The 22710-nt window shown below is 63.3% G+C and carries 17 protein-coding genes; 4 read left to right on the top strand and 13 right to left on the bottom strand.

Features of this window, described 5'->3' with window-relative positions; all coding sequences use genetic code 11:
• Nucleotides 1-89: 89 nt before the first annotated feature.
• Both AC6CIG_RS00630 and AC6CIG_RS00625 read right to left on the bottom strand, forming a co-directional pair.
• Nucleotides 90-1439 (bottom strand): sensor histidine kinase, encoded by a 1350-nt coding sequence (locus AC6CIG_RS00630; RefSeq protein ID WP_018098441.1) that lies wholly within the window; start codon nt 1437-1439, stop codon nt 90-92.
• Entirely contained in the window at nt 1439-2110 is a 672-nt protein-coding gene (locus tag AC6CIG_RS00625) for a response regulator (RefSeq protein WP_026168970.1), read from the bottom strand. Before AC6CIG_RS00625 ends, AC6CIG_RS00630 begins: the two co-directional genes overlap by 1 nt.
• 240 nt (nt 2111-2350) lie before the next feature.
• On the opposite strand from AC6CIG_RS00625, the gene AC6CIG_RS00620 reads away from it, so the two are divergent.
• The 4 genes from AC6CIG_RS00620 (at nt 2351) to AC6CIG_RS00605 (ending at nt 6956) form a co-directional block, all read left to right on the top strand.
• Nucleotides 2351-4081, top strand: a complete 1731-nt coding sequence (locus tag AC6CIG_RS00620; RefSeq protein ID WP_498322006.1) for a phosphoethanolamine transferase — start codon at nt 2351-2353, stop codon at nt 4079-4081.
• Between the two features lie 111 nt (nt 4082-4192).
• Nucleotides 4193-4573 carry a hypothetical protein gene (locus tag AC6CIG_RS00615; RefSeq protein ID WP_102762554.1) on the top strand — a complete coding sequence of 127 codons (381 nt, stop codon included), beginning with the start codon at nt 4193-4195 and terminating at the stop codon, nt 4571-4573.
• A gap of 327 nt (nt 4574-4900) precedes the next feature.
• Nucleotides 4901-5560 carry a metallophosphoesterase family protein gene (locus tag AC6CIG_RS00610; RefSeq protein WP_498322005.1) on the top strand — a complete coding sequence of 220 codons (660 nt, stop codon included), beginning with the start codon at nt 4901-4903 and terminating at the stop codon, nt 5558-5560.
• A 721-nt stretch (nt 5561-6281) separates the two neighbouring features.
• Nucleotides 6282-6956, top strand: a complete 675-nt coding sequence (locus AC6CIG_RS00605) for an HAD family hydrolase (protein WP_498322003.1) — start codon at nt 6282-6284, stop codon at nt 6954-6956.
• Nucleotides 6957-7075: 119 nt separating this feature from the next.
• On the opposite strand, the gene AC6CIG_RS00600 is transcribed toward AC6CIG_RS00605, so the two are convergent.
• The 11 genes from AC6CIG_RS00600 to AC6CIG_RS00550 form a co-directional block, all read right to left on the bottom strand.
• Nucleotides 7076-8665, bottom strand: coding sequence for an ABC transporter substrate-binding protein (locus tag AC6CIG_RS00600; RefSeq protein WP_498322002.1), 1590 nt, complete (start codon nt 8663-8665; stop codon nt 7076-7078).
• A gap of 129 nt (nt 8666-8794) precedes the next feature.
• Nucleotides 8795-9781, bottom strand: a complete 987-nt coding sequence (locus AC6CIG_RS00595) for a hypothetical protein (protein WP_498322000.1) — start codon at nt 9779-9781, stop codon at nt 8795-8797.
• A gap of 44 nt (nt 9782-9825) precedes the next feature.
• Nucleotides 9826-11148, bottom strand: a complete 1323-nt coding sequence (locus AC6CIG_RS00590; protein ID WP_498321998.1) for a glycosyltransferase family 4 protein — start codon at nt 11146-11148, stop codon at nt 9826-9828.
• A complete protein-coding gene (locus AC6CIG_RS00585; protein WP_498321997.1) occupies nt 11145-13361 on the bottom strand; it encodes a hypothetical protein in 2217 nt (738 codons plus the stop codon). The genes AC6CIG_RS00590 and AC6CIG_RS00585 overlap by 4 nt, the downstream gene beginning before the upstream one ends.
• A gap of 8 nt (nt 13362-13369) precedes the next feature.
• Nucleotides 13370-14077, bottom strand: a complete 708-nt coding sequence (locus AC6CIG_RS00580) for a hypothetical protein (protein WP_498321995.1) — start codon at nt 14075-14077, stop codon at nt 13370-13372.
• An 11-nt stretch (nt 14078-14088) separates the two neighbouring features.
• Nucleotides 14089-15351: a glycosyltransferase family 4 protein gene (locus AC6CIG_RS00575; RefSeq protein ID WP_498321994.1), complete on the bottom strand. Its 1263-nt coding sequence runs from the start codon at nt 15349-15351 to the stop codon at nt 14089-14091.
• Nucleotides 15348-16193: a class I SAM-dependent methyltransferase gene (locus AC6CIG_RS00570; RefSeq protein WP_498321992.1), complete on the bottom strand. Its 846-nt coding sequence runs from the start codon at nt 16191-16193 to the stop codon at nt 15348-15350. The genes AC6CIG_RS00575 and AC6CIG_RS00570 overlap by 4 nt, the downstream gene beginning before the upstream one ends.
• Nucleotides 16190-18439, bottom strand: a complete 2250-nt coding sequence (locus AC6CIG_RS00565; RefSeq protein ID WP_498321991.1) for a glycosyltransferase family 2 protein — start codon at nt 18437-18439, stop codon at nt 16190-16192. Before AC6CIG_RS00565 ends, AC6CIG_RS00570 begins: the two co-directional genes overlap by 4 nt.
• A 130-nt stretch (nt 18440-18569) precedes the next feature.
• Complete coding sequence (locus AC6CIG_RS00560) at nt 18570-19229, bottom strand: calcium-binding protein (protein WP_018098856.1); 660 nt, start codon at nt 19227-19229, stop codon at nt 18570-18572.
• Between the two features lie 274 nt (nt 19230-19503).
• Entirely contained in the window at nt 19504-20925 is a 1422-nt protein-coding gene (locus AC6CIG_RS00555) for an HlyD family type I secretion periplasmic adaptor subunit (RefSeq protein ID WP_018098855.1), read from the bottom strand.
• Nucleotides 20922-22691, bottom strand: a complete 1770-nt coding sequence (locus AC6CIG_RS00550; RefSeq protein ID WP_498321989.1) for a type I secretion system permease/ATPase — start codon at nt 22689-22691, stop codon at nt 20922-20924. The genes AC6CIG_RS00555 and AC6CIG_RS00550 overlap by 4 nt, the downstream gene beginning before the upstream one ends.
• Between the last annotated feature and the right edge of the window lie 19 nt (nt 22692-22710).

Genomic DNA, 22710 nt, shown 5'->3' with positions numbered 1-22710 from the left:
CAATTACTCGGTCTGGCTGGATTCCCGTGACGAGCACAGGAATGAGGAAGTCAATATAAGTCGTCGCGGGTATCCGATCTCAACAGGCCTTAAGCAGCCGCGGCGAAATCGATGGTGATTTTCGTCCCTCCGCCGGGAACCGTATCGACCGCGATCCTCGCTTTGTGAAGCTCGCCGATACGGTGAACGATCTTGAGGCCGAGCCCAAGCTGGCCGGAGCGCTTGACGTAGCCGAGATCGTCATTGTGCTCCGGCAGATCGACGAGGCCCCTGCCGTTGTCCTCGACAGACACCAGAGGTCCGGGACCGCAGGCGAGCACTATGCGCGTATTGGGCGGATTATGCTTCACCGCGTTTTCGATCAGGTTGCGGAGCATGTTCTCGATGAGCGGCGCAATCACGCTTACGGGCGGTGTGCCGTGGTCTACGAATTCGATGGACTTGCCGTTGTCGAAAACAAATGGCGCAGTCGTCTGCGCGACCTCCGCCCCGATCGCCGAGAGGTCGGCGCGCTGAAAGGCCGAGGGGTCCACAGAGTCGGCCCGGGCAAGCGAGGTCAATTGTTCGAGAATGTGGGTCAGCGCATCGAGATCGCGCTCCGCATTGCGGGCGCGCGGATCGTCGATGCGGCTCAACTCCATCTTGGCGATCGAAACCGGTGTGCGGATCTCGTGGGCGATCGAGGAGGAAAAGACCTTCTGCGCCTGGATGAGATCTGCAACGCGCGCCAGGAGACGGTTGACGGCCGCGACAAGGCGCTCGATCTCCTCTGGCATGCGCGACGAGGGGAGGCGGGCATTGCCGTCACGCGGATCGATCGCATCGGCCGCCCGCACCGCAGCTGCCACCGGTTTGAGCGCACTGCGGATCGACCAGATCGTGGCCCCGATCACGAGGCAGAACATCAGCGTCATGGGCACGATCATGGAATCGAACATCTCGCGCAGCAAAACGCTGTACATGAAGCCGTTGGGGTCCTTCAGGACGGCCAGCTCTACGAGCACGATCTCTCCATAACGCTCGAACGATTGGCCGCCGGCAACGCTAAAGGGTTTGCCGGGTGCGATCAGCCGTTTCCAGAAAGTCGGTGCGTTGACGGCGAGCGGAAGAAAATGCTCCGAACATTCGGCCGAGCAATTGGTGAAGAGCACCGAGCCGGAAGCGGTGCGCACCCTCACATAGATAGCACCCGGTCCATCGCGTTCCAGGTAACGCTCTTTCAGCTCGTGACCGAGCTTGAATGTCAGTTCCCCGTCCTGCTTCGCGATTGCGGTCGACAGGGTGTCTGTCTCCTCCTGCAGCATCAGAACGCTGAGCTCGTCATCGTCGAACCAGTAGTCGGCGAAGACGACGCCGACCTGCAGGATCATGGCGAGCAGTGAGAAGGCGATGACGCGGCGGGCGACGATGCCGATGAGCGACGGGTTCCAGCTCTTCATCAAACCGTCCGAAGCAGATAACCAATGCCGCGCACGGTTTCGATCTGCACGCCGGTTTCCGCCGACTGCAGTCGCTTGCGCACCCTGGAGACGGCGAGTTCCAGCGCATTCGAGCTCAGTTCCTGGCCGTATTCGGAAAGAGCCGTTTCGAGCCTGCGCTTCGGGACGACACGTCCGACCTCGCGCAACAGGATTTCGATCAGCGAGCGCTCGCGCGGAGGAAGCGGCAGAACGGCGCCCTCGCAGGTAAGCTCCGCCGTTGCAGGATCATAGCGCAGCGCACCGGCCTCGAGGACCGGCTGTATCGCATTGGGATTTCGCCTGAGCATTGCCCTGCAGCGGGACAGAAGTTCGCGATGGTGAAACGGCTTGACGAGATAATCGTCGGCGCCGGCGTCGAGCCCGGCGATACGCTCGTCGACCGATCCGCGTGCGGTGATGATCAGCACCGGCAGGCCGACATGCTCCCGCCGGATCCATTGCAGGAGCTGCAGGCCGTCGCCGTCCGGAAGGCCGAGATCGAGGAGAACCAGATCGTGCTCGCGCGCGGCAATGGCGGCCTCGGCATCGCGCAACGTCGAAACGCCGTCGAGCCGCCAACCCGCGTCATGCATGGTCTCGCTGATGAGTTCGGTAAGGCGAGGACTGTCCTCGACGAGGAGTAAACGCATGCAGATCGCAGCCTGAGTCTTCTGGCGCCGGTGACGGGGGACCATAGGACGTTTTTCCCGGGGTGCCAACTTGCGAAATCCGCCGGGCGCGGGGACGCCGCTCGTACCGGCGATGCCGACAGCTTTCCGACAGCTCGTCCGGGCTACTGGGCATGCTCCCCTGGATCGCAAACGGTGCAGGGAACATGAAGGTCACGCCGCACCATGCCTGCAAGGGGCGCGGCTTTGGAGGTGAGCAACTTGAAGATCCCGCGGATTCCCCGGCCCGAGATTGGCAGTATAAGCCTGAGCGCGATCGTCGCTCTCTATCTGCTGCTGGCGACCAACAACTCGTTCTGGGCTCATGCCAACGTCTATTTCGATCACGCCCGGATGAGCCTGCTTGCCTTCGCAGCGGCACTCTACCTCGTCCTCTTCGCGATCTTGACGCCTCTCTCGGTCAAGTACCTGATGAAGCCGGCGCTGGTTATTCTCATCCTGGTGTCGGCGACGGCCGCGTATTTTGCCGACACCTTCGGCATCGTCATAGACCGGGACATGATCGGCAATGCCGCCGTTACGACACGGGCCGAAGCCAGCCACCTGCTGACATTCAGCCTTGCGCGGCATCTCCTCGTCTACGCCGTCCTCCCTTCGATCCTGATCGCCTGGGTCAGGGTACGCCACCGCCGGTTCCTGCGGAAGGCCGCGGTCAATTTCGCCTTCGTCTCCGTATCGCTCCTCGTCGGCGCAGGCCTCGTCTATTCCAACTTCGCGACGGTGGCCTACGCGCTGCGCGAACATACGGACCTCATGAAAAGGTTCAATCCGTCCGGACCGCTGATTGCCGCCGTGCGCTACGGCCTTTCGACCTATCGGGAGCGCAATCTGGTCGTACACCCTCTTGGAACCGACGCGCATCAGGGCGGGCGCGTTGCCGCCGCGGGGAAACCGGTCGTCGTCGTCGTCGTTGCGGGCGAGACGGCGCGTGCCATGAACTTTTCGCTCAACGGCTACGAACGCGAGACGAATCCGGAATTGCAGGCACTCGGGGTCGTCAACTACCGCAACACGACGAGTTGCGGCACGGCGACCGCCGTCTCGCTTCCCTGCATGTTTTCGGTCTATCCGCGCAGCCAGTACAGCGACTGGAAAGCGCGCTCGACCGAAAATCTCGTCAATGTGCTGACGCATGCCGGTGTCTCGGTGAGCTGGTGGGACAACAATACCGGCAGCAAGGGGATTGCCGATCTCATCAGCTTCGCAAGCCAGACCGGCCGCAAGAACAGCCCGCTTTGCACCAACGGCGAATGCCTGGACGAGATCCTCCTCGGCGATCTCGACCGGAAACTCGGGGCGGCGACGTCGAACAGCGTCATCGTGCTGCATCTGCTCGGCAGCCACGGCCCCTCATACTACCTTCGCTATCCCGAGGCGTTCCGCCGCTTCACGCCCGACTGCCGAACGCCGGAACTCATGCGTTGCTCGACCGCGGAACTGGTCAATGCCTACGACAATACGATCCTCTACACCGACCACATCCTCGCCACCGTCGCGCGGCTGCTCGAAAAGCATCAGGACCGCATTGCCGGCGCGATGATCTATATGTCGGATCACGGCGAGTCGCTTGGGGAGAACGGCCTCTACCTCCACGGCGCGCCTTATGTGATCGCCCCGAAGGAGCAGACCCAGGTGCCGTTCATCGCCTGGTTTTCGAAGCCGTACCAGGCTGCGATGGGCGTCGATGCCGGCTGTCTTGCCAAGGACGCCGACCAGCCCAAATCGCACGACAACCTGTTTCACACGGTGCTCGGCATGATGGACGTCGAGACGAGAATCTATAACCGCGATCTCGACGCTTTTGCCGCCTGCACCCGGCCCCTAGACAAAGAGAACCGGCCGGTGCCGGGATATCACGCGGCCCAGAATGGCGAACCCGCATCAAGCGCCGGCGGGTCGCAGGAAGCGAGGTGGGCGCCCGGCCTTCTGTGATTTTCCGATATGCCTCTCCCACCGGCAAGCTGTCGACCTTCGCCAAATCTGGTAGACTGCAGGCCGGTCTCGCATCCGCAGCCGGCGGGGCGTCCATCAGAGGAGAATCAGATGCAGATCGCCGGAATTCAGGTCTATCCCGAGCGCGGCGGCAAGGCGGGTTTCACCGTCGAGTTCGTCGGCACCAACGGGGAGGTCGTCTCCGTCTCCTGCCCGCAGAACGCCGACGGTAGCCTCAACAGGCTGAATGCCGTTTCCCAGGCAAAGGAGATACTCGCCGCGGCCATCGAGGCGGATGAAACGCTTCTTGCCATTACCGGCACGAGACGGTCTCCTTCGGTCCCCGAGGGAGCGCTTGCGAATGCCCGGCAGGCGCATGACCGGGACGCCATGGAAGAGCAGTTGGAAGAGGGTCTCGAAGATACGTTTCCCGCAAGCGATCCCGTCTCGATCACCAGTTCGGCGATTCCGAAGGGATCGTCGCACCGGTAGTCCTTGGGCAGATCTCCCTGGGGCCCTCGTTCCTGTGCCCGTCACAGGAATCCAGTCAACCCCAAGTCCTTGGGCTGAAACGATTCTTCCGCGCTGCAGACGCGGAGCTGCCGGGTCCCTCTGACAAGCACCGGGGCCAGGTGGACAAAGCCGTCGTACGCCTGTCCGCGCTCACTGTTCCTGCCACGCATCGGGCTTTCCGAATATCGGTTCCGATTGTCCGGGCGATGCGCTAAAGCTCTCGGACCCTGGGCGGCTTCAGATGGCCGATTCATATCAGCGACGAAAGGAGCGCGCCGTCTTGGACGAGCAAAGGAGAAGCGATTCATGAATAGCCGGCGTTTCACCTTCGCCGTCGGTGACATTCACGGTTGCCTCGCACAACTCGAAACCTTGCTTGCCAGCATAGAATCCGTCGTCGCCGGCGGCCGGGTGGTCTTCCTCGGCGACCTCGTCGATCGCGGCCCGGACAGCCGCGGCGTCGTGGAGCGCATCATGGCCGGGCCGCGCAGGCCGGGCTGGGAATGGATCACGCTCAAGGGCAATCACGAGGCCATGCTGCTGGCGGCACGCAAGGGCCAGGCCGAGATGTCCCTATGGCTGACGAACGGGGGAGAGGAGACGATGGCTTCCTATAGCGGCGCCATTCCGTTGAGCCATCTGGTCTGGATGGCGGAACTGCCGTCGCTCGTCGTCGATCAGCACCGCATTTTCGTCCATGCCGGTGTCGACGAGACCATTCCGCTCGAAGAACAGGGCGACGACATCCTCCTCTGGATCCGCACCGATCCGAACTACTCCGGCACCTATTGGGGCAAGCATGTCTGCCACGGACACACGCCGAGCCGAAGCAATCCGCGCACCGTCGGGAACAGGACCAATGTCGATTCCGGCGCCGTCTTCGGCGGCATGCTCTCCTGCGCCGTTTTCGATGACGACAGGGCGGGAGGCCCGATCGATTTTCTGGTTACGGATGGATACAGCTAAGGGCCTGTTTAGATTCGGGCTACCCGCCGCGACTTGTTTCATTTCCTCATTCCTGTGCTTGTCACAGGAATCCAGCCAGCCCAAGTCCTTGGGCTGAAAGAACGCTTCGCGCGCCGCAGACGCGGCGCTGCTGGATCGCTGTGACGAGCACAGAGAGAGATGAGGATGAGGAGAGGGTGTGAGGCGGCGCGGCAGGTCCCGGTCACGCCCGTGTACAACGTCCCGCTTCGCTTCGATGCGAGAATGTAGACGTGACCTTTCATTGCGTGACAGGCTGACCATTCCCTCACGTATCCGCAAGCTAAAGTTGTAGGAGCCGCACATCCCGGTCCCTCATTCCTGTGCTCGTCACAGGAATCCAGCCAGCCCAAGTCCTTGGGCTGAAAGAGCTCTTCCGCGCCGCAGACGCGGCGCTGCTCTCATCCCTGTGACGAGCACAAGGAGAGGTTGCAGTCCTCCGGAAAGTTTCCTAAAGCGCCGCGCGTCTTATGAGACGCGCAACCCGCTGATGCGCTCGATGTATCGGTCTGCCGTATCGGTTGAGCCAGACCGTTCGCGACACGATTAATCCTACTCCCCTTCGGTAGGTCACAGGTTCCTGCAACCGGGGCAGTGCGATAAGCGTGCGGAAAGCAATTGCTTTAGCATTGTGCAACGCCGCGTCAGGCTATAGTTGTGCCGACCTGCAAGGCATGTGAACTCGAAATCCAAGGGACACGGTGTGGACACGTCCTCTTCCGCAATCTTCACGAAGAATTTCGCCGCCCTCCTATTCGACATGGACGGCACGCTACTCAACTCGATGGCAGTCGTTGAAAGGGTCTGGGGATCCTGGGCACTCCGCAACGGAATAGACCCCGTGGCGCTCATGAAGGTCGTCCATGGCGTGCGAGCCGTCGATACGATCCGCGCGCTGTGCCTGCCGGTCGATCCGGAACAGGAGGCGCGCATTCTTGCCGAGGCGGAGATCGCCGATGTCGAGGGGATTGTCGAAATTCCGGGGGCCGTCACCTTCCTGAAGACATTGCCGCCGGAAAGGTGGGCGATCGTTACGTCGGCGCCGCTCGAACTCGCCGCGCGCCGGCTCCAGGCGGCCGGTATTCCGGTGCCGCGCCATATGGTGACCGGTGAGGATGTCTCGGTCGGGAAGCCCGACCCGCAGGGCTATCTGCTCGCGGCAGAGAGACTCGGGGTGCGTGCCGAAGATTGCCTCGTTTTCGAGGATGCGCCTGCGGGTGTTCTCGCCGGCAAATCCGCGGGCGCCGAGGTTGCCGTCATCACCGGGGCGCATTCGGCTGCGGCCGAGATGCCGCATATCATGCTGTCACATTACACCGACGTCGAGGCTCGCCTCGTCGAGGACGGATGGCTTTCGCTGCATCGCCGCCGCGGCTAGAGCACTTCCAGGAAAACTGGCTGACGTTTTCCGTCCGCAAGTCTGTAGTTTCAAAGGTTGAGAGCCGGCGCGATGCGAGGCCGACGACCATCGGCCGCCGGCTGCTTCAAAGATCACGTTCAGGCGGCGAGCCAGCACTTGGTCAGCGCATGTCCGCCCATGAGTTCGCCGTTCGGATCGTCGACCCAGCCGCCGACCTTGTCGCTGGTGGCGTCGATATAGTTGTTGAACATCGGCGCGATCACACCACCCTCATCGCGCAGGATCATTGCCGCCTCGCGATAGAGAACCTTGCGCTTCGCCTCGTCCAGCTCGCCGCGCGCCGCAAAGATCAGCTTGTCGAAATCCTCGCGGAAGAAGCGGGTGTCGTTCCATTCCGCCTTTGAAAGATAGGCGATGGAATAGACCTGGTCCTGCGTCGGCCGGCCGGTCCAATAGGACATGCTGAAGGGCTGCTTGTTCCAGACGTCGGACCAGTAGCCGTCTCCGGGCTCGCGCTTCAGCTCGACATCGATGCCGCACTTCGCGGCGCTTGCCTGGAAAAGCTGCGCGGCGTCGACTGCCCCGGGGAAGGCGACGTCGGAGGTACGCAGCAGGATCGAACCGTCATGGCCCGACTTCTTGAAGTGGAACTTCGCCTTGTCCGGATCGAAGACGCGCTGCTCGATATCGTCGTCGAACAGCGGGTAGCCCTTGATCATCGGCGTATCGTTGCCGACCGTGCCGTAGCCGGCGAGTATCTTTGCCACCATTTCCTCGCGGTCCACCGCGTATTTCAGCGCAAGCCGCAGGTCGTTGTTGTCGAAGGGCGCCGTGTTGCAATGGGCGATCAGGACATAGTGGCCCTTGCCGGGGACGTTGCGGATCGTGATCCCTGGAATGCGTTTGACGAGCGCGACGATCTTCGGTTCGATGCGATTGATGATGTGCACGCCGCCGGACTGGAGCGAGGCGGTGCGCGCCGTTGCGTCATTGATGACGGTGATTTCGATCTGGTCGGCATGGCCGCGCTCGGCCGCTCCCCAATAGCCGTCCTGCAGCTCGCCGACATGCTTTACGCCCGGTTCGTTGACGAGGACTTTGTAGGGCCCGGTTCCGATGCCGGCAGTCGGGTCGTCCTTGCCGCCGTTCGGCTGGATCATCAGATGATAATCGCTGACGATGAACGGCATATCGGCGTTCGGCTGGCGCAGCGTAATGACGACCTTGTCGCCATCTGCCTTGATGGTGTCGAATTCCTGGACGAAGGGCAGGGCAGCCGATTTCGAGTTCTTGTCGGCATGACGCTCGAAGGTGGCGACGACATCGGCGGGCGTCAGTTCCTTGCCGTTATGGAAGGTCACCCCCTTGCGGATCGTGAACGCCCAGGTCTTCGCGTCCTTCGACGCTTCGTAGGATTCAGCCAGCCGATACTCAATTTCGCCCGCCGGCGAAACTTCAAGCAACTGCTCTCCCCAGCAGCGGCCGAATGTGTAGGGCACCTGGCTCGCCCAGGTCGCCGGATCGAGGCTGTTCGTGGATTCTCCGCCGACGAGCCCGGCCCGCAATATGCCGCCCTTGGCCGGGCCGCTTGCCCGCGCGGCATTGCCGAGCAGCACCTGGGCCGAGGCGAGCGTTACGCCGAGCGCTGCCGCACGCCCGAGAAAATCGCGCCTCGACAGGCGGCCCGAAACGACCCCCCGGCTCATGAATTCCAGTTCTCCCGCCATCGATTTCCTCTCCTCCATTGCAACGTGCGCACCGGTCAACCGGCATCACGCTCAGGTTGCAATGGATCCATATGGCGAAGGCTGTCTGTTGGCGGCGAAGAATGTCGCAACGAGGCGAGACAAGCCCAGCTATGTCACAACGCCAGAGAAGAGACGTGCTGAGGTTTCCTCATCCCGTGTCGAGGCGCGCGTGCGGGCGATGCGGCCTTCGAGTTCCTCGAGGCGGCGGGCAAAGCCGAGATTGCCTGGCTGGAGCGCCACAGCCTCGGCGAGCATGTCGCGAGCGACCTCGAGTGCGCCGTCGCGGATGTGGCGGTTGGCCCGATGGTAGAGAAAGTTTACACGCTCCACAGGTGAAAAGCCTTCTCCGAAGCGTCGAAGACACCGGTCGGCCCAGGCAGGGTGGCGAGCAATCGCCGCAATGGCGATCTGATAGGGGCGCATCGGGGCGCCGATCCGCGCCGAGCGGGCGAGTGCGCGCAAACCGGCGCGGTCGTCCGCGCGGCAAGCCTCGATGAGCGAAAGCGCGCGCGCCGTCCCGGTGAAGGCCCGAACGGTGCCGTGACCGGTCATATGCACGGGGATGAGATGCGTCTGGCTCTGTATCGTCGCGATCCGCTCCGCGTGCCGGCGATCGACGGCATGAAAGGGGTCGTAGAACAGATAGGCGCGCCCGGCCGCCTGGTCGGGGGCGATTGCCATGTTCGTGTGGAGCCCCGGAGCGAAGTGGCGGACGAAGCGGTTGTCGAATGGTACTGTCTTCGGATCGATCGAGATCTGCGGGCAAAAAGCAACGGCGACGCTTGCGCCAAAACGCCGGCGATAGCGCAGCGCCGCATAGCCGCCTTGCGAATGGCCGTAGAGGATCCGTTCCGGCGCTTCAGCAAGGATCGGCGCAGCAGCCTCGACCGCGGCGACCACGCTTGCCGCCGGAAACCAGTTCGGCCGCCGGCTGATGAAGCCGAGTGCGGCGATGCCGGCTTTCTCGCAGAACCGCTGACCCCAGAAGCGGCTGCCGTTCGCCTGCATCTCCATCTCGTTGAAGGTGACGAGAAGATAGGGCGACGATCCTCGCCGATGGATCACTTCCAGGTTTTCGTCGGCGTAAACGAGCATGGGAATTCCCGAGCAGCTGTCAATTTGAGTGGAGCCGCAAGCGGCTAGACCAAGGCCTGTGCCGCCGCTTCATATTGCCCGGCACCAAGAGAGCTCCGCCTGTCCTTCAGCAGCCGACGATAGAGATCGGCATGCGCGCGGGCCGATTCCGCGTGGCCGGTCGGAGGCCGCAGCGTGGCGTGCAGCCGGTCCCATGCCTCGGGGTTGCCCAGCACTTCCGACAGCCGGTCGGCCAGATCCTGGGCGCTGCCGGCGCGGAAGTGGAGCCCGTCCCTTGCGTCCTGCACCTTCTCTGCCATGCCGCCGATGTCGGAACAGATAATGGGCCTGCGGTGGTGCAGGGCCTCCTGGATGACGACGGGCGAGTTCTCCCACCAGATCGAAGGCAGCACGACCCAGTCGACCGAGCGCATCAGCCTCGGCATATCGGCATTTTGATAGGCGCCATAAAAGCGCACCCGGCGCCCGGCGTCGTCGATGAGCTTCTTCAGGCGCTCCTGGAACTCGGTCGGCTGGCGCTCGAGATTACCGCCGAAGATCATCAGGCAGGAGTCCTCGCCCCAGATTTCTTCCGGCACGCGCGAGACCGCGTCGACCAGCACGTCGATGCCCTTGAAGGGTGTCATCTGCCCGAAATAGGCGAAGCGGTTCCGTCGGGCGGACGGGACCGGCAGATCGCGTACCGGTGCGGCCTCGCCCATGACGATGCCGTTGTCGATCACGGAGAGCTTTTCCGCGTCGATGCCCCATTCGACATAGCGGTTTGCGAGGAACATGCTCGGGGAGATGAAGGCATCGGCAAGGCCGAGCATGCCGCGCAGAAATTCCTCGCGCCTCAGGAAACGGGAAACCGGGATATCGGGAAAACAGCCATGGCAACTGATCGGCGACGAACTGTTGCAGAGCTGGGCGGATGGTCGCTTCACCATTTGTCCGTGATTGTGGCACAGCGACAGATACTCATGGAAGGTGACGACGATTACCGCCTCCGGCAGCGCTTCCCGGAGAGCGTAAAGCGCCTCCATTCCGAGGCCGATCAGGTGATGAAAGTGAACGACATGAGGCGACAGATCGCCGACGAAACGCAGGAGGTCGCGGCGAATCGCGTCCGTATCGCCGTTGGACAGGAAGAAGTGATCGTAATCATCCGCATGGAAGAGCACTTCGTCCACTGCAAGACGCAGACTCATCAGTGCTGAGGCGCCGTGGCGAGGGACCGGACGGCCGACGCGGGCGAGATAGATCGACTCGACGCCCGGCAGCGTGTTCAGGCCCTTGTGCAGGCTGTGGGACGCTATCTCGGCCCCGCCCAGCGACATCGCCGGATGTCCATGCGAGACGACGAGAACACGGAGCCGCTCGCTCATGCGGAAGCCTCCTTGATGCGATTGCCTTCGCCCTGCGGCTGCGGAGCCCATCGGGCCGAAAACAGTCTTTCGTCGATCCGCTCGACGAGAGGAGCCGCGGAGGCGCTGCCGGTGGAGAACGGCTCGTCCGAGCCCAGCATCTGCACCGAGGGCAGCCACCAGGATTCGATCCCCGAACGGCTGAGCCTCAAGCCGAGATCCTGCCCCTTTTGCCGGGATCCGAGATAGCTGCCGGCAAAGCCTCCGGCGACGAGGAAAGCCTCGCGCGGCATGATGCAGCATTCGAAAGAGGCCGCCGCGATCCGGGTGAGCTTGAGACCCGTCACCGCGCTCAACGGATAACCGGCATAACGGCCCGAAAGCGAGTTTTCGGACTGCGCGTCGGCCCAGGAGCCAGCCCATCGAACGGAATGGTCCTCATAGGCGAGCGTCGGCGAAATGATCCCGCCACTTTCCTCGTAGGCGGCAACCAGCCTGCCGTACCAGCCGCTCCTGCGGGGCAACAGCGAGCCGGCGAGCAGAACCACCGTCTCGCTCGAAAGCGCGCGAATGCCGGCTTCCAGGAGATCGTAGACGTCGTCCGTTTCGGCCGACATCAGCCTGAGCGGAAGCCGATAGAACTGCGCGAGCTGCCTGATGCGGCCGGCCTGGCGGCGAAAGCACTCGGAGTGCAGCACGAGCGCGATCGGCGCATGCCGCGTTTCGGGATCGAGCGCCAGAAGGCCGAGAAAAGGGGCAAGCTCCTTTTCTTCCGCTTGGCCGGCAGCCACGATGATCGGCGGCCCCGAAGCCTCGTCGAACGCACCGGCATCGAGGATAGCCCCGACGCCGGGCGAGGGGCTCTCCGACGCGCACAGGAAGGGCACGATCTGTCGATCGACGATTTCCGTCAGGCCCCAGTTTTCGGGATCGATGGACTTGATCTGGCGGAGCGCCGCCTGACGCGGCGGAAGCCGCGCGGGTGTCAGCGGCAGAAAAGCCCGGCGGGAATCCTTGAGCGTCAACTCCAGGTGTAGCGGGGCCGTACCATCTGCCCCAAGTCCGCCGGCAAACACGATGAAACCATGCGGGTGGGTTTGTCGGTCGAGCATGCTTTTGAACAACGGCTCTTCGGTAAAGGCATCCGTCACATCCGAGCGCTCGAGCCGCGTCCAGCGATCGTCGAGCCGCATCTCGCGTTGTCCACGGCGCAACCGGACGCTCTGGACATGCTCATCAGGGTCGAGGAGCCAGCCGGAGATCAGAAAGGCGCCACTGTTCGCCTGAAAGATACTGTCCACTCCCAGACGCACCGGAACGGGAAGAGTGGAGATCGTCTCGCGCCCCTCGAAGCTGTTGGCGGCCGAACGCAGCCGGAGCAGAACGGCAGGGGTGCTGTGCGTCTGAAGCAGCACGGGGCGGATATGCCCGGGCGTCTCCGTGGGACCGCCGATCAGCCGGTGCTCGTGAACCGAAGCATAGCGCCAGCCCCCGCGCCCGCGATAGGCGAGCCCCTCGACGTCTCGTGCGCGAAGCGGTTCGCTTGCCGCCAGCAGACCGATGAAGCCTGCGCCGCCTTGCGGAATGTCCTGCCGGGAGAAGGTCGCGATGCCACAGTCGGCAACGACCGGATTTTCGCCGCACACGATCACGCGAGCGTTGCCGGGATCGGCGGCGCGGGCCCAGCCTCTGAGGAAGATCGCTCCCTCGTGGGTCTCGCCGACGAATTCGAGGAAGCCGTCGCTACCCTTTCGCGCCTGTATCAGGGCAACTATTCCCGCAAGCCTACGCCGACCGTTGGACATCTGCATCATCGCATCCACGAGCGGGTCCAGCACCTCTGCCAGTTGGGCGCCGGCAAGCTCCGCGAGGACCGTCACGCTATCGCGAACAGCAAGCGTGCGGGGGCCGAAGATATAGCGCCTGGGGCTGCCCTCCTGACCCAGGCGGAGCGTGGTAAGCGGACGGCCGGCGTCATTGGTGGGCAGCAGCGCCGCGAACCCGTGCGTGGCGGTTGGCGACTGCGAAGCCAGGCGCCAACCGATGATGGAGGCGCTCGTCGCGGTGGCGGGGTCGTCGTTGATCTGTGCCGGCACCTGGCCGGCGACGGGCGCGCCCGCGCCTATGACGAGCAGCAGCGTATCGTCGATCGGGCAGGCGACAACCCTCCCACCGCGCATGATCCTCGCGGCTGTTTGAGATGTTTGAGGAAGCGCCTGTTCTGCTCCGGCCATGGTACTCCTCATGCCCCGGCGAAAAGCGAGAGGGCAGCGCCCGCGGCAAAGCCCGCGAGAACGAACAGCAGGAGCAGCAGCGGTTTCAACTCTCCATTCGACCGCTTCTGCAACGCTCCGAGGTTCTTCTCCATCGCTGCAACCACGCCATCGAGCCGCATCAAATGAACATCGAGATCGTTCAGGCGCTTCCCGATCTCGGCGGCGGCGGCAGGCCCCAAGGCCCCGCCTTCGCCGCCATCGTCATTATGCGTGCGCTGGAGAGATCGCTGCGAGACCTGCAATTGCCGCTGAGCCGCCATGAGGACGTCGAGCTTGTCGAGAACCTTGGCGAGCGGCGCGGCGATGAGGGCTTCGGCCGCCTGTTCGTCGGGCCGCGGAACGCGCAGCTGCTGTTCGGTGCCGCGTGCGTCCAGGGCCGTCACCTTGAGATCGGCGGTGCGCGAGGCTGCCGCCTCGGGAAGCGCGATTTCGAAGGCATAGCCGCCGTCGCCGATGCCGTTGCGCTTGAGATCGGGGCGATTGCGGTCGGCGACCGCCTGGGCGATGACGCTGCCGTCGAGATAGACGCGAATGGTGAGGCGCTTGTCGGGTGCTGCCGGATCGAACGCCCAGCCGAAGATGCGCCCCTGGTCGATCGCGTCGACCCGGCCGGTCATCGGCTTCGTATTGTCCTGATCCGGTGCGGCATTTGATTTCTCGGCAACAGCAGCCATCGATTTTCCCTTTATGCCGCTTCGATACGTGACGGTTCGATCGCCTCGATCAATTCGAGATAGCGTCGTGCGGTGGTGTCGATGTTCTCCGGTTCCCGCGCATGCGCGGAAAGCCGGCGCGCCAAGGCGCCGTCTTGCGCGAGGCGGCGCATGGCAGAGGCGAGCGCCCGGGGATCGTTGGGCGCAACGGTGAGGCCGTTTGCACCGTCCTCGATCATCTCGGCCATGCCGCCGATATTGCCGGCTATGACCGGCCGTCCGAGGGCCTGTGCCTCCTGGATGACCAGCGGCGCATTTTCCCACCAGATCGAGGGTACGATCGTGCAATCCACCGCTGCGACGAGGTCGGCGACGTCCTCACGCCGGTAGGGCCCGCGCTGCTGCACGGTCGGTGCCGTTTCCCGGAACAGGCGCGTGATCTCGTCGACGAAACTCTCGCTCTGGAAGGGTGCGCCGCCGTGGACGCGCAACTCGAATTCCAGCCCCTCGGAAATGAGCTGCCGTGCCGCCTGGAGCAGTACCGCCACGCCTTTCCAGGGGTTGAGATTGCCGAAATAGCCGAAGACCGGACGATCCGAACCGATCCGGCGGGCCGCTGCCGGCGCGCCGCGGGGCGGCAGTCCGTTGGGAATGACGCTGATCCTGTCCTCCGCCAGCCCCCACTCGACGAAGCGCTGCTTGAGGAACCGGCTGGGCGATACGAACCGGTCCACGTCGCTCAAGAGGGCATTCAGATGGCGTTCGCGCAAGGTGAAACGGTCGAGCGCGATGTCCTTGAAGCAGGCGTGGCATCCGTCGGGGCTCGCCCCATGGCAAAGTTCCTTGCCGCTCGTTTTCACCATCAGCCCGTCATGGTGACAGATCGGATAATAGTCGTGCAGCGTCATGACGATCCGGCACTGCGGCAGCGTTCGACGAACGATATGCGGAAACTCCGCGCCGAGCAGGAGCAGATGGTGGATATGGACGACGTCCGGCCTGAAGTCGCGCAGCAGCTCCGCAATATCGGGAACGACGCCGTAGAGATCGATCTGGCTCATGAAGAAGCGATCGAAATGTCCGGACCACAACAGCAACTCGTCCCCTGCAGGCCCGATGCCTTGAAAGCTCGTACCTGGCCGCGCCTGGCGGTGGATCTGGTTCGTGGCTCCGAGAAAGAGCGCTTCGCAGCCTGCGCGCTTGTAGGCGCCGAACAGGTCGTGTGCGAAAATCTCCGTGCCTCCCGGGTGGAGGGCCGGATGGTTGTGAGCCGCTACGAGCACGCGCATGCTCACGCGCCGCCTCCTCGGCGTTCGGCGACGAAGATGTCCTGGTAGTGCTCCGCCTCCTTACCGCGCCAGGCGCCGAGCGCCTTCAGGGTGATTGCGAGACCGGCCCGGTCGAGGGCGGCGTCAAGAAAGCCGTCGTCGAAACCGACGGCGGCAAGGCGTGGCATGTCGGGGACGTACCAGCATGGCCCGTCGCCGTCGCGGGTGAAGGAAAGGCGCGCGTCGCGCCGGCCGTTTTCGTTGTCCGCTGCGACGTGATCGACCACGAATGCGGTCATGAAGAGGCGGCCGCCGGGTTTCAGAAGCCTTCCGACCTCTCGCAGATAGACGAGGACTTCGTCCGGCGGCAGATGCGTCACGATCGACGTCATGATCACAAAATCGAAGTGACCGTCGGCATAGGGCAGTTTCAACGCATTGCCGCTGATTTTTCCGCTCGGATTATAAAGCTCATGGGCAATATCGACACGCTGGAAGGCGAAATTCGGATAGACCGAGGTGATGAAACGGCGGCACCAGCCGATGCCGCCCTCGACCGGATCTATCCCGCTGTAGCGCCCCTTCTCGAAATCCAGATACTGGGTGAGCGGGACAGCCATGCGGCCGATGCCGCAGCCGATATCGAGAACGCGGCTTTCCGGACGCAGTCCCCCCAGCCGGATGAAGTGGCCGAGGAATTCGACGCCCACCGCCCTGAAGGAACCGTCGCCGACGAAGACACTGTCGGGATCAGGTTCGGGAAGGAAGCGGTTTCGAAGAATGCTCCCGAGCAGGGACTCCACGCGTTCGTCGCGGGCGGGCAGTTCCGTGGCAGCTGTGTTTTTCTGGCGCAGCGCAGTCTCGCTCATGCGGCGGTCCTCGTCGCCGCGCCGATCCCGAAGAGAGCCGGCATCTGGTCGCGGCCGCCGAGATCGGTTTTCATCAATTCGGTGATGTCGTCGTTCCAGCGTTCGGTGTGCAGCCAGGAATTGTACTGGCTGGCGACCCCGCGCATATAGTCTTCGCTGCGGCGGATCGAGCGGCGCTCGAAATGATAGAGACACGCCGACGGCTCGTAGGCGATGTCATAGCCGCACCGGCGGATTTTCAGGCACAAATCGCTGTCCTCATAATCGCCGATCACATAATCCTCCGTGTATCCATCCACGAGCTCGTAGATCTCCCGGCGCGTCACCAGGCACGCACCGGTGATGCCGGGCACGCTGCGGGCAAGTTGAGCCGCCCCGTAGTCGCCGGGCATGCCCTTGTGGAAATGATGGTTGAGCCATATGCCGCGCTGGTCGCGAGCGAAGTAGAGGCCCGCGTGTTGGAGCGATCCGTCCTCGAAGATCAGCTTCGGGCCGATCGCGCCGAGGCTCCTCTGCTCCATGAGCGGCCGGATGAGCTTCTGCAGCCAGCCGGATGCAGACGGAACGACGTCCGAGTTCAGCATGACGACGACCGAGCCGCGGGCAAAGCGCGCGCCCGCATTGCACGCCCGCGCGTAGCCGCTGTTGCGGTTCATCACCACAAGCTTCATCGGCAACCCGTGGAGGAGATGCAGTCCGCCAAGCAGATGCTCCGTCTCGTCCTGAATCTCCGGCGAATCCAGAACGTAGATGATCTCCGCATTGCTTGCGAGCCAGCGATCGGTCGCCATGCCGGAGAGCTGGAACCGCAGGAAGTCGAGAACACGGTAAAGCGGCACGACGATCGAGACCAACGGCGCCTTCTCGGGCAGGTCGTAATCCTTGGTGTAGTCGACTTTGGAAGCTCTTCCCAACCTCTGTTCCACGTCCTGCAGGGCGGGGGCAAGGATCGTCCGGAACGCCTCGTCGATCGCGTGCTGCGGCGGGACAGCGCGCAGTATGCGGTTGCGCTGGGCCGAGGCGTCAAAGGGTTGCGGCTTCGGCACGAGCGGTTTCACAGCACCGGATGCCAGCCGCATCTGGAACCGCGGCTGGAGCAGGGCGCCCCGCGGATCGTTCGACGGCAGCCAGGCGACAAAGCCGGTCACGTCGGCTCGCGATTTTTCGTCCGCTCCGCGTGCCCAGGCGGCGAACTCGTACCAGTTGCCATCAAGCGGTATCGTCGTGCCGTCCTCCTTGAGGTAGTCGATGCCGGCAAGAGTGGCTGTCGGATCATGGGTCCACCCCCCGGCAAGCAGACCGCCGGAAAGCGTCAATGCGAGGTCCACCTCCGCTGAAGGATGCATTGCAGACCTGCCGATCCGCCTTTCAGGGAGCGGCGACCGCAGCTGGAGGTCGACGGCTGTCGCAAGTCCATCCTCCGGTGTCGTCGAGAGCCAGCGGACGACGTATTCGCGCAGCTCCGGCGTATCGCCTCGTTCTGCCCACCAGGCCTGGAGGTTGGCGCAATGAGGGTTGCCGGAGGAGAGCTCGCGCACGGCGACGCCCCTTTTGCCGACAAGCACGAAAGACTGGGGGTATCGGGGAGACTCGACGATGAAATGGCAAGGACGAAGATTATGCTCGCGTTGGGCGCCGATCAGCGCCGGCGACGCCAGTGGCAGGATGGCGTTGGCTCCAAGGGCATAGATTGCGCTGATCTCGCCGAAGTCGGGGCTTATCGCTGTTTCGATCAGGTATCGCCCCTGGTTGATCGGGCATGCAATCTTGGCGGGCGCCGGCCGCGATGTCAGCGCCTGAAGCGCATCCTCGACGAGGCCGATGAAGAACGGGTCCCGGGACAGACGGAACGCGCTTCGCCAAACGGTGAGCAGATTGTTCAGGAACTTGACGCAGCCCTCCGGCGTGAGTGCGGAAAACAGGTCCTCCACGTCGAGGGGCGGAAGTTCACCGACGGGCCGGAGCACGATCGTCTGAACGAAGTCGCTTTCGATGTAAATCTGTCCGCGGCGCGCTTCGTCGCCCGGGCGCATGGCCCAAAGCACACGCTGTCCACCCTCCGCAAGAGGAAGCATCGTGCTGACGAGCGGGACGGGTTGCTCCGGCATGACGAGCGTGTGTTTGGCTGCGGCCGGCAACCTGGCGCGAACGTCGGAGATCAATACAGCCACGTCGGAACCGAGCCGAAAGGCCTTCGCGTCTTCGAAAATGCCGCTGGCGCTCCGCGTACGGTCGTCAAACGTCACACGCCACTCCTCTGACTAATTCTTGGATGGTGCGCCCCACGGGAGGAGGGCAGGGCGCACCGTTCGAAGCCAATGCGGGATGATGAAAAGCCGCCTGCGGTTTTCCAGCCGCGTCCCGCGTCTCAAACTATCAGTGGACAGTGAAATAGTTCTCGGGGTGGGCCTGAATGTCTTCGGCGTCGGCATTAACCAGGGTCAGCGTGTCGCCATGGCCGAGGTCGATGACGACATTGCCGCCGACCTGAGTGATACGCGAAGCGAGATCCTCGGGCGCGGTGACGTCGAGGCCGTTGATGCCCTTGGATATCTGCAGGACGTCTTCGCCGGGGGTAAAGTCGAGGATGACGTCGTTGCCGCCGCCGCCGTCGAAAACGAAGATATCGCTGCCCTGACCGCCGGCAAGAAGGTCGGACCCTGCACCGCCGTCGATGACGTCGTTGCCGGCGCCGCCGAGCAGCACGTCGTCGCCTCTGCCTCCGAGGAGGAAGTCGCTGCCGGCGCCCCCAAGGAGAATGTCGTTGCCGTTATCGCCGTAGATCAGGTCGTCACCCGATCCGCCGACCAGGATGTCATTGCCATTTTCGCCATAGAGAACGTCGGTGCCTTCGCCGCCGAACACGGTGTCGTTTCCGTTGCCGCCGAACAGCAAGTCGTCACCGTCGTCGCCGAAGATGATGTCGTCCCCATTGCCTCCGTTGACGAAATCATCACCGCCATGGGCGCGAATGAAATCGTCAAAGCGGGAGCCAAAAAGGGCGTCGTCGTATGCGCCGCCTTCCAAAGTGGCCATCTGCTTCTCCTCTTCGTGGTTTGATGCATGCGTCATCGGCACGGAGCCGAGGATTGCGTGCCGGAGTGTGCACTGCAATAATTACGAACACAACACAGATGTGTAAAATAAAACGACGATAATTCGGAGGAAAGACGGCGTCTTAAACATAACTCGACCATGTGCCAATATTGGCACAATATAATTTTAGGAGTAATTCTGACGAGAATGCAGACAAAGCACTTCAAAATTTAAAGTAATTTACGACGGCAGGAGATATCAAGCGTTAGACAGATCAGTCTTCCCGAAACGCCCGGTTGAAACTGTCGGAGACCGGGGCGACGAGGTAGTCGATTGCCGAACGCGATTTGTGCACGATCAGCACTTCCGCGGGCATGCCGGGATAGAGGCGGATGTCCGGGTTGGCGGCGAGCGATTCAGGCGCCACCTCTGCCCGTGCGACGAAATAGGCGACGTTGGACTTCTCATCCACCGATTGGTCCGCCGCGATATAGGTTACCTTGCCCGCCAAGGGCAGGTGCGAGCGCTGGTTATAGGCCGTCAGGCGGATTTGCGTACTGGAGCCGATCGTTATGCTGTCGATGTCACGTGTGCTGACATGCATCTCGACAAGCAGCGGTTCGTCCTCGGGGACGATGTCGAGAAGCGGCTGACCGGGCGTGACGGCACTGCCCGGCGTCCGCAGCTGAATGTTGGCGACGATACCGGCCTGGGGGGCACGGATTTCCAGGCGGCGAAGCACGTCCTCGGCGGCGGTGATGCGCTGCTCGACTTCCGCAAGTTCGAGGCGCGCCGTGGTGATCTCTCCGGCGATCTCCGACTGGAAATCGGATTCGATCCCGATGAGCGCAAGCTCGGCCCCCGCCATCGCCTTTTCCGCCTGGGCCTTGTCGCCGGCGAGTTCGCCGCGGGTCGCGGCGAGCTCGCTGAGCCGTGCGTCGATCTCGATGAGTTTCGAGCGCTGGGCGAAGGCTTTTTCGACAAGGGTCGCGATAGCGGTGCGCTGCTCGTTCATCAGCTCGATCTGCCTGTCGGTCGCCTGAAGCTGGGCTGCGAGAGACTTCGCCTTCTCCGAATATTCCTCGATCGTCTTTCGCTGGATTGCCAGACGGCCCTCCTTGGCCTCGCTCCGCTTCTCGAAAAACGCGTTTTCCGCCGTTACCGCATCCGCGGCAGCCTCGCCCTCGGAGACAAGATCGCCCGGGAAGCTCACCGCCTGCAGTCCCGCCCGCTCGGCCCGCAGCCGCGCCAGTTTTGCGATCAGGCCGACACGGCGGCTTTGCAGCGCCTCCAGGTCGGAGCGGGCGCGCGTATCCTCGAGCTTCATCAGCGGCTGGCCGGGCGCCACATGATCTCCCTCCTGAACCAGGATCCGGCCGAGCACGCCGCCCTCGAAATGGCTGACCGTCTTGCGCTTCGAATCGACGACGATCGTTCCGCTGGTGACCGAAGCACTGCTGAGCTCCGTCGAGAACGCCCAACCGAAGAAACCGCCGAAAGCGACGAGGATCGTCGTCAACCCGGCGATGACAAGGCGTCGGATCGGCGAATGCGTGTTGTCTTCCGAAAGGTCCGGCGCCGGCATTGGCGCGGAGAGACGAGCCGGCGCGGCCATCGGCAGGCGGCGTTCCGGGCTCTCAGCCTTCACGGGCGGCTGCAGGTCCAGGCGAACCGGCAGGATCTTTTCCTTGTTCATGAAGCGGTACCTTCGCGTCTTGTTTCGCCGGGCATCATGGTCGCCACGACATCCGTTCGCGGGCCGAACTGGCTGATGCGGCCGCCTTCCAGCACGAGCAGCTTATCGGCCACCTGCATGATGGCCGGCCGGTGGGCAATCAGGATGACGATGGCGCCGTCGTTGCGCGCCTCGTCGATCGCGCGGATGAGGGCGCGCTCGCCGAGGGCATCGAGATTGGCGTTGGGCTCGTCGAGGACGAGCAGGCGTGGCCGGCCGTAAAGGCAGCGCGCCAGCGCGATGCGCTGCCTTTGCCCGCCGGAAAGCGTCAGATGACCATCGCCCACCGGCGTATCATATCCGAGCGGCAGTCGTCCGATCATGTCGTGGACGTCGGCGAGCCGCGCCGCCTCGAGCACCTTGTATGGATCGCTCTCCGCCATCCGGGCGATATTTTCACGGATGGTTCCTTCGAGAAGGGAAACCGATTGCGGCAGATAACCCGCGATCTGTCCGAATGAGCTCCGTTCCCAGAGGTAGACGTTGTTGCCGTCGAGGAAGACGCCGCCGGCAGTGGGCTTCAGAATGCCGACCAGAAGCCGCGCCAGCGTGGACTTGCCCGCCGCGGAAGGGCCGACGATTCCAAGCACCTCGCCTGGTGAGAGCGAGAAGTTGATGCCCTTGATGATCGGCACGTCGATGCCCGGTACCGCGTAGACCAGCTTGTCGACGACGAGGTCGCCTTCGGAGCGCGGTGTCGGCATGGTCTGGCGAACGGCCAGGTCTTCCTTCAGTGCCGTTTCGACGCGACGCCAGCTTGCGATCGCCAACACCCATTGGCGCCAGTTCTCGATGACGGAATCGAACGGCAGCAGAAGGCGGCCCACGAGAATGGTGGTCGCCATCATTGCGCCCGGCGAGATCTCCTGCCTCATCACCAGCAGGGCACCCGTGCCCAGCGACGCCACCTGGATGGCGAAGCGCAGCGAGCGGGTGATCGAGGCCATCGCCCTGCTTCTGATCCCGCTGGCCTCCAGCACGCTGAGCGCGTGCAGTTGCGCGGCGCGCCATTTGTGGGCGAGCGCCGGCAGCATTCCCATGGCTTCGATGGCCTCGGCGTGACGTAATGTCGCACCGATTTTCGACACTGCCTCAATATTAGCCTGGCTTGCCTCTTTCATGAGCTGGCGCGTCAGAAGGTCGTTGAGAAGGCCGCAACAGACGAGTACGACGACGGAGATCGCACCGATCAGCCCGAAGAGGGGGTGCAGCAGGAATAGAACGCCCAGAAAGATGGGCGACCAGGCGGCGTCGAGGGGGGCGCTCACCGCCGAAGAGGTGAGGAAGCCGCGCAGCTCGGTAAGGTCGCGCAGGGACTGCGTCGCGCGCGCAAGTCCCTGATCGGCCGAGGCCTGGACGGCGGCGGTCAGGACCGGCAGGTTCAGCCAGCGGACCACGGCGCTGCCCATGGCCTGAAAGGTGAGGGCGCGAATGTAGTCGAGCACGCCCAGAACGATCAGCGCACCCAGGGCGAGAATCGTCAGCATGACGAGCGTATCCATGCTCTGGCTGTTCAACACCCTGTCATGCACCTGCATCATATAGAGGGGCATTGTGAGCTGGAGGAGGTTGATGCAGGCGCTGAGCAGGGCTGCATAAAGAAGCGTCACCACGAACACACGCCGGGCCCGCAGAACCAGGAGCTTCGGCGCGATTGTTCCGTTTTGCGCCGGTGTTGGCCGATTGGGGCCCTTGCTAATCAAAGGATTTCGAACAGTATCACGCATGTGGCGATCTTCTAATTAG

Source organism: Sinorhizobium sp. GQ132 (assembly GCF_059758575.1).
This window is presented reverse-complemented; position numbering and strand designations above follow the sequence as displayed.

Bases quoted from the DNA above. Each gene is read 5' to 3' on its own strand.
- AC6CIG_RS00610 (WP_498322005.1), top strand. From the start codon at position 4,901: ATGAATAGCCGGCGTTTCACCTTCGCCGTCGGTGACATTCACGGTTGC.
- AC6CIG_RS00580 (WP_498321995.1), bottom strand. From the start codon at position 14,077: ATGGCTGCTGTTGCCGAGAAATCAAATGCCGCACCGGATCAGGACAAT.
- AC6CIG_RS00560 (WP_018098856.1), bottom strand. From the start codon at position 19,229: ATGGCCACTTTGGAAGGCGGCGCATACGACGACGCCCTTTTTGGCTCC.
- AC6CIG_RS00585 (WP_498321997.1), bottom strand. From the start codon at position 13,361: ATGGCCGGAGCAGAACAGGCGCTTCCTCAAACATCTCAAACAGCCGCG.
- AC6CIG_RS00615 (WP_102762554.1), top strand. From the start codon at position 4,193: ATGCAGATCGCCGGAATTCAGGTCTATCCCGAGCGCGGCGGCAAGGCG.
- AC6CIG_RS00550 (WP_498321989.1), bottom strand. From the start codon at position 22,691: ATGCGTGATACTGTTCGAAATCCTTTGATTAGCAAGGGCCCCAATCGG.
- AC6CIG_RS00595 (WP_498322000.1), bottom strand. From the start codon at position 9,781: ATGCTCGTTTACGCCGACGAAAACCTGGAAGTGATCCATCGGCGAGGA.
- AC6CIG_RS00600 (WP_498322002.1), bottom strand. From the start codon at position 8,665: ATGGCGGGAGAACTGGAATTCATGAGCCGGGGGGTCGTTTCGGGCCGC.
- AC6CIG_RS00590 (WP_498321998.1), bottom strand. From the start codon at position 11,148: ATGAGCGAGCGGCTCCGTGTTCTCGTCGTCTCGCATGGACATCCGGCG.
- AC6CIG_RS00555 (WP_018098855.1), bottom strand. From the start codon at position 20,925: ATGAACAAGGAAAAGATCCTGCCGGTTCGCCTGGACCTGCAGCCGCCC.
- AC6CIG_RS00625 (WP_026168970.1), bottom strand. From the start codon at position 2,110: ATGCGTTTACTCCTCGTCGAGGACAGTCCTCGCCTTACCGAACTCATC.
- AC6CIG_RS00630 (WP_018098441.1), bottom strand. From the start codon at position 1,439: ATGAAGAGCTGGAACCCGTCGCTCATCGGCATCGTCGCCCGCCGCGTC.
- AC6CIG_RS00570 (WP_498321992.1), bottom strand. From the start codon at position 16,193: ATGAGCGAGACTGCGCTGCGCCAGAAAAACACAGCTGCCACGGAACTG.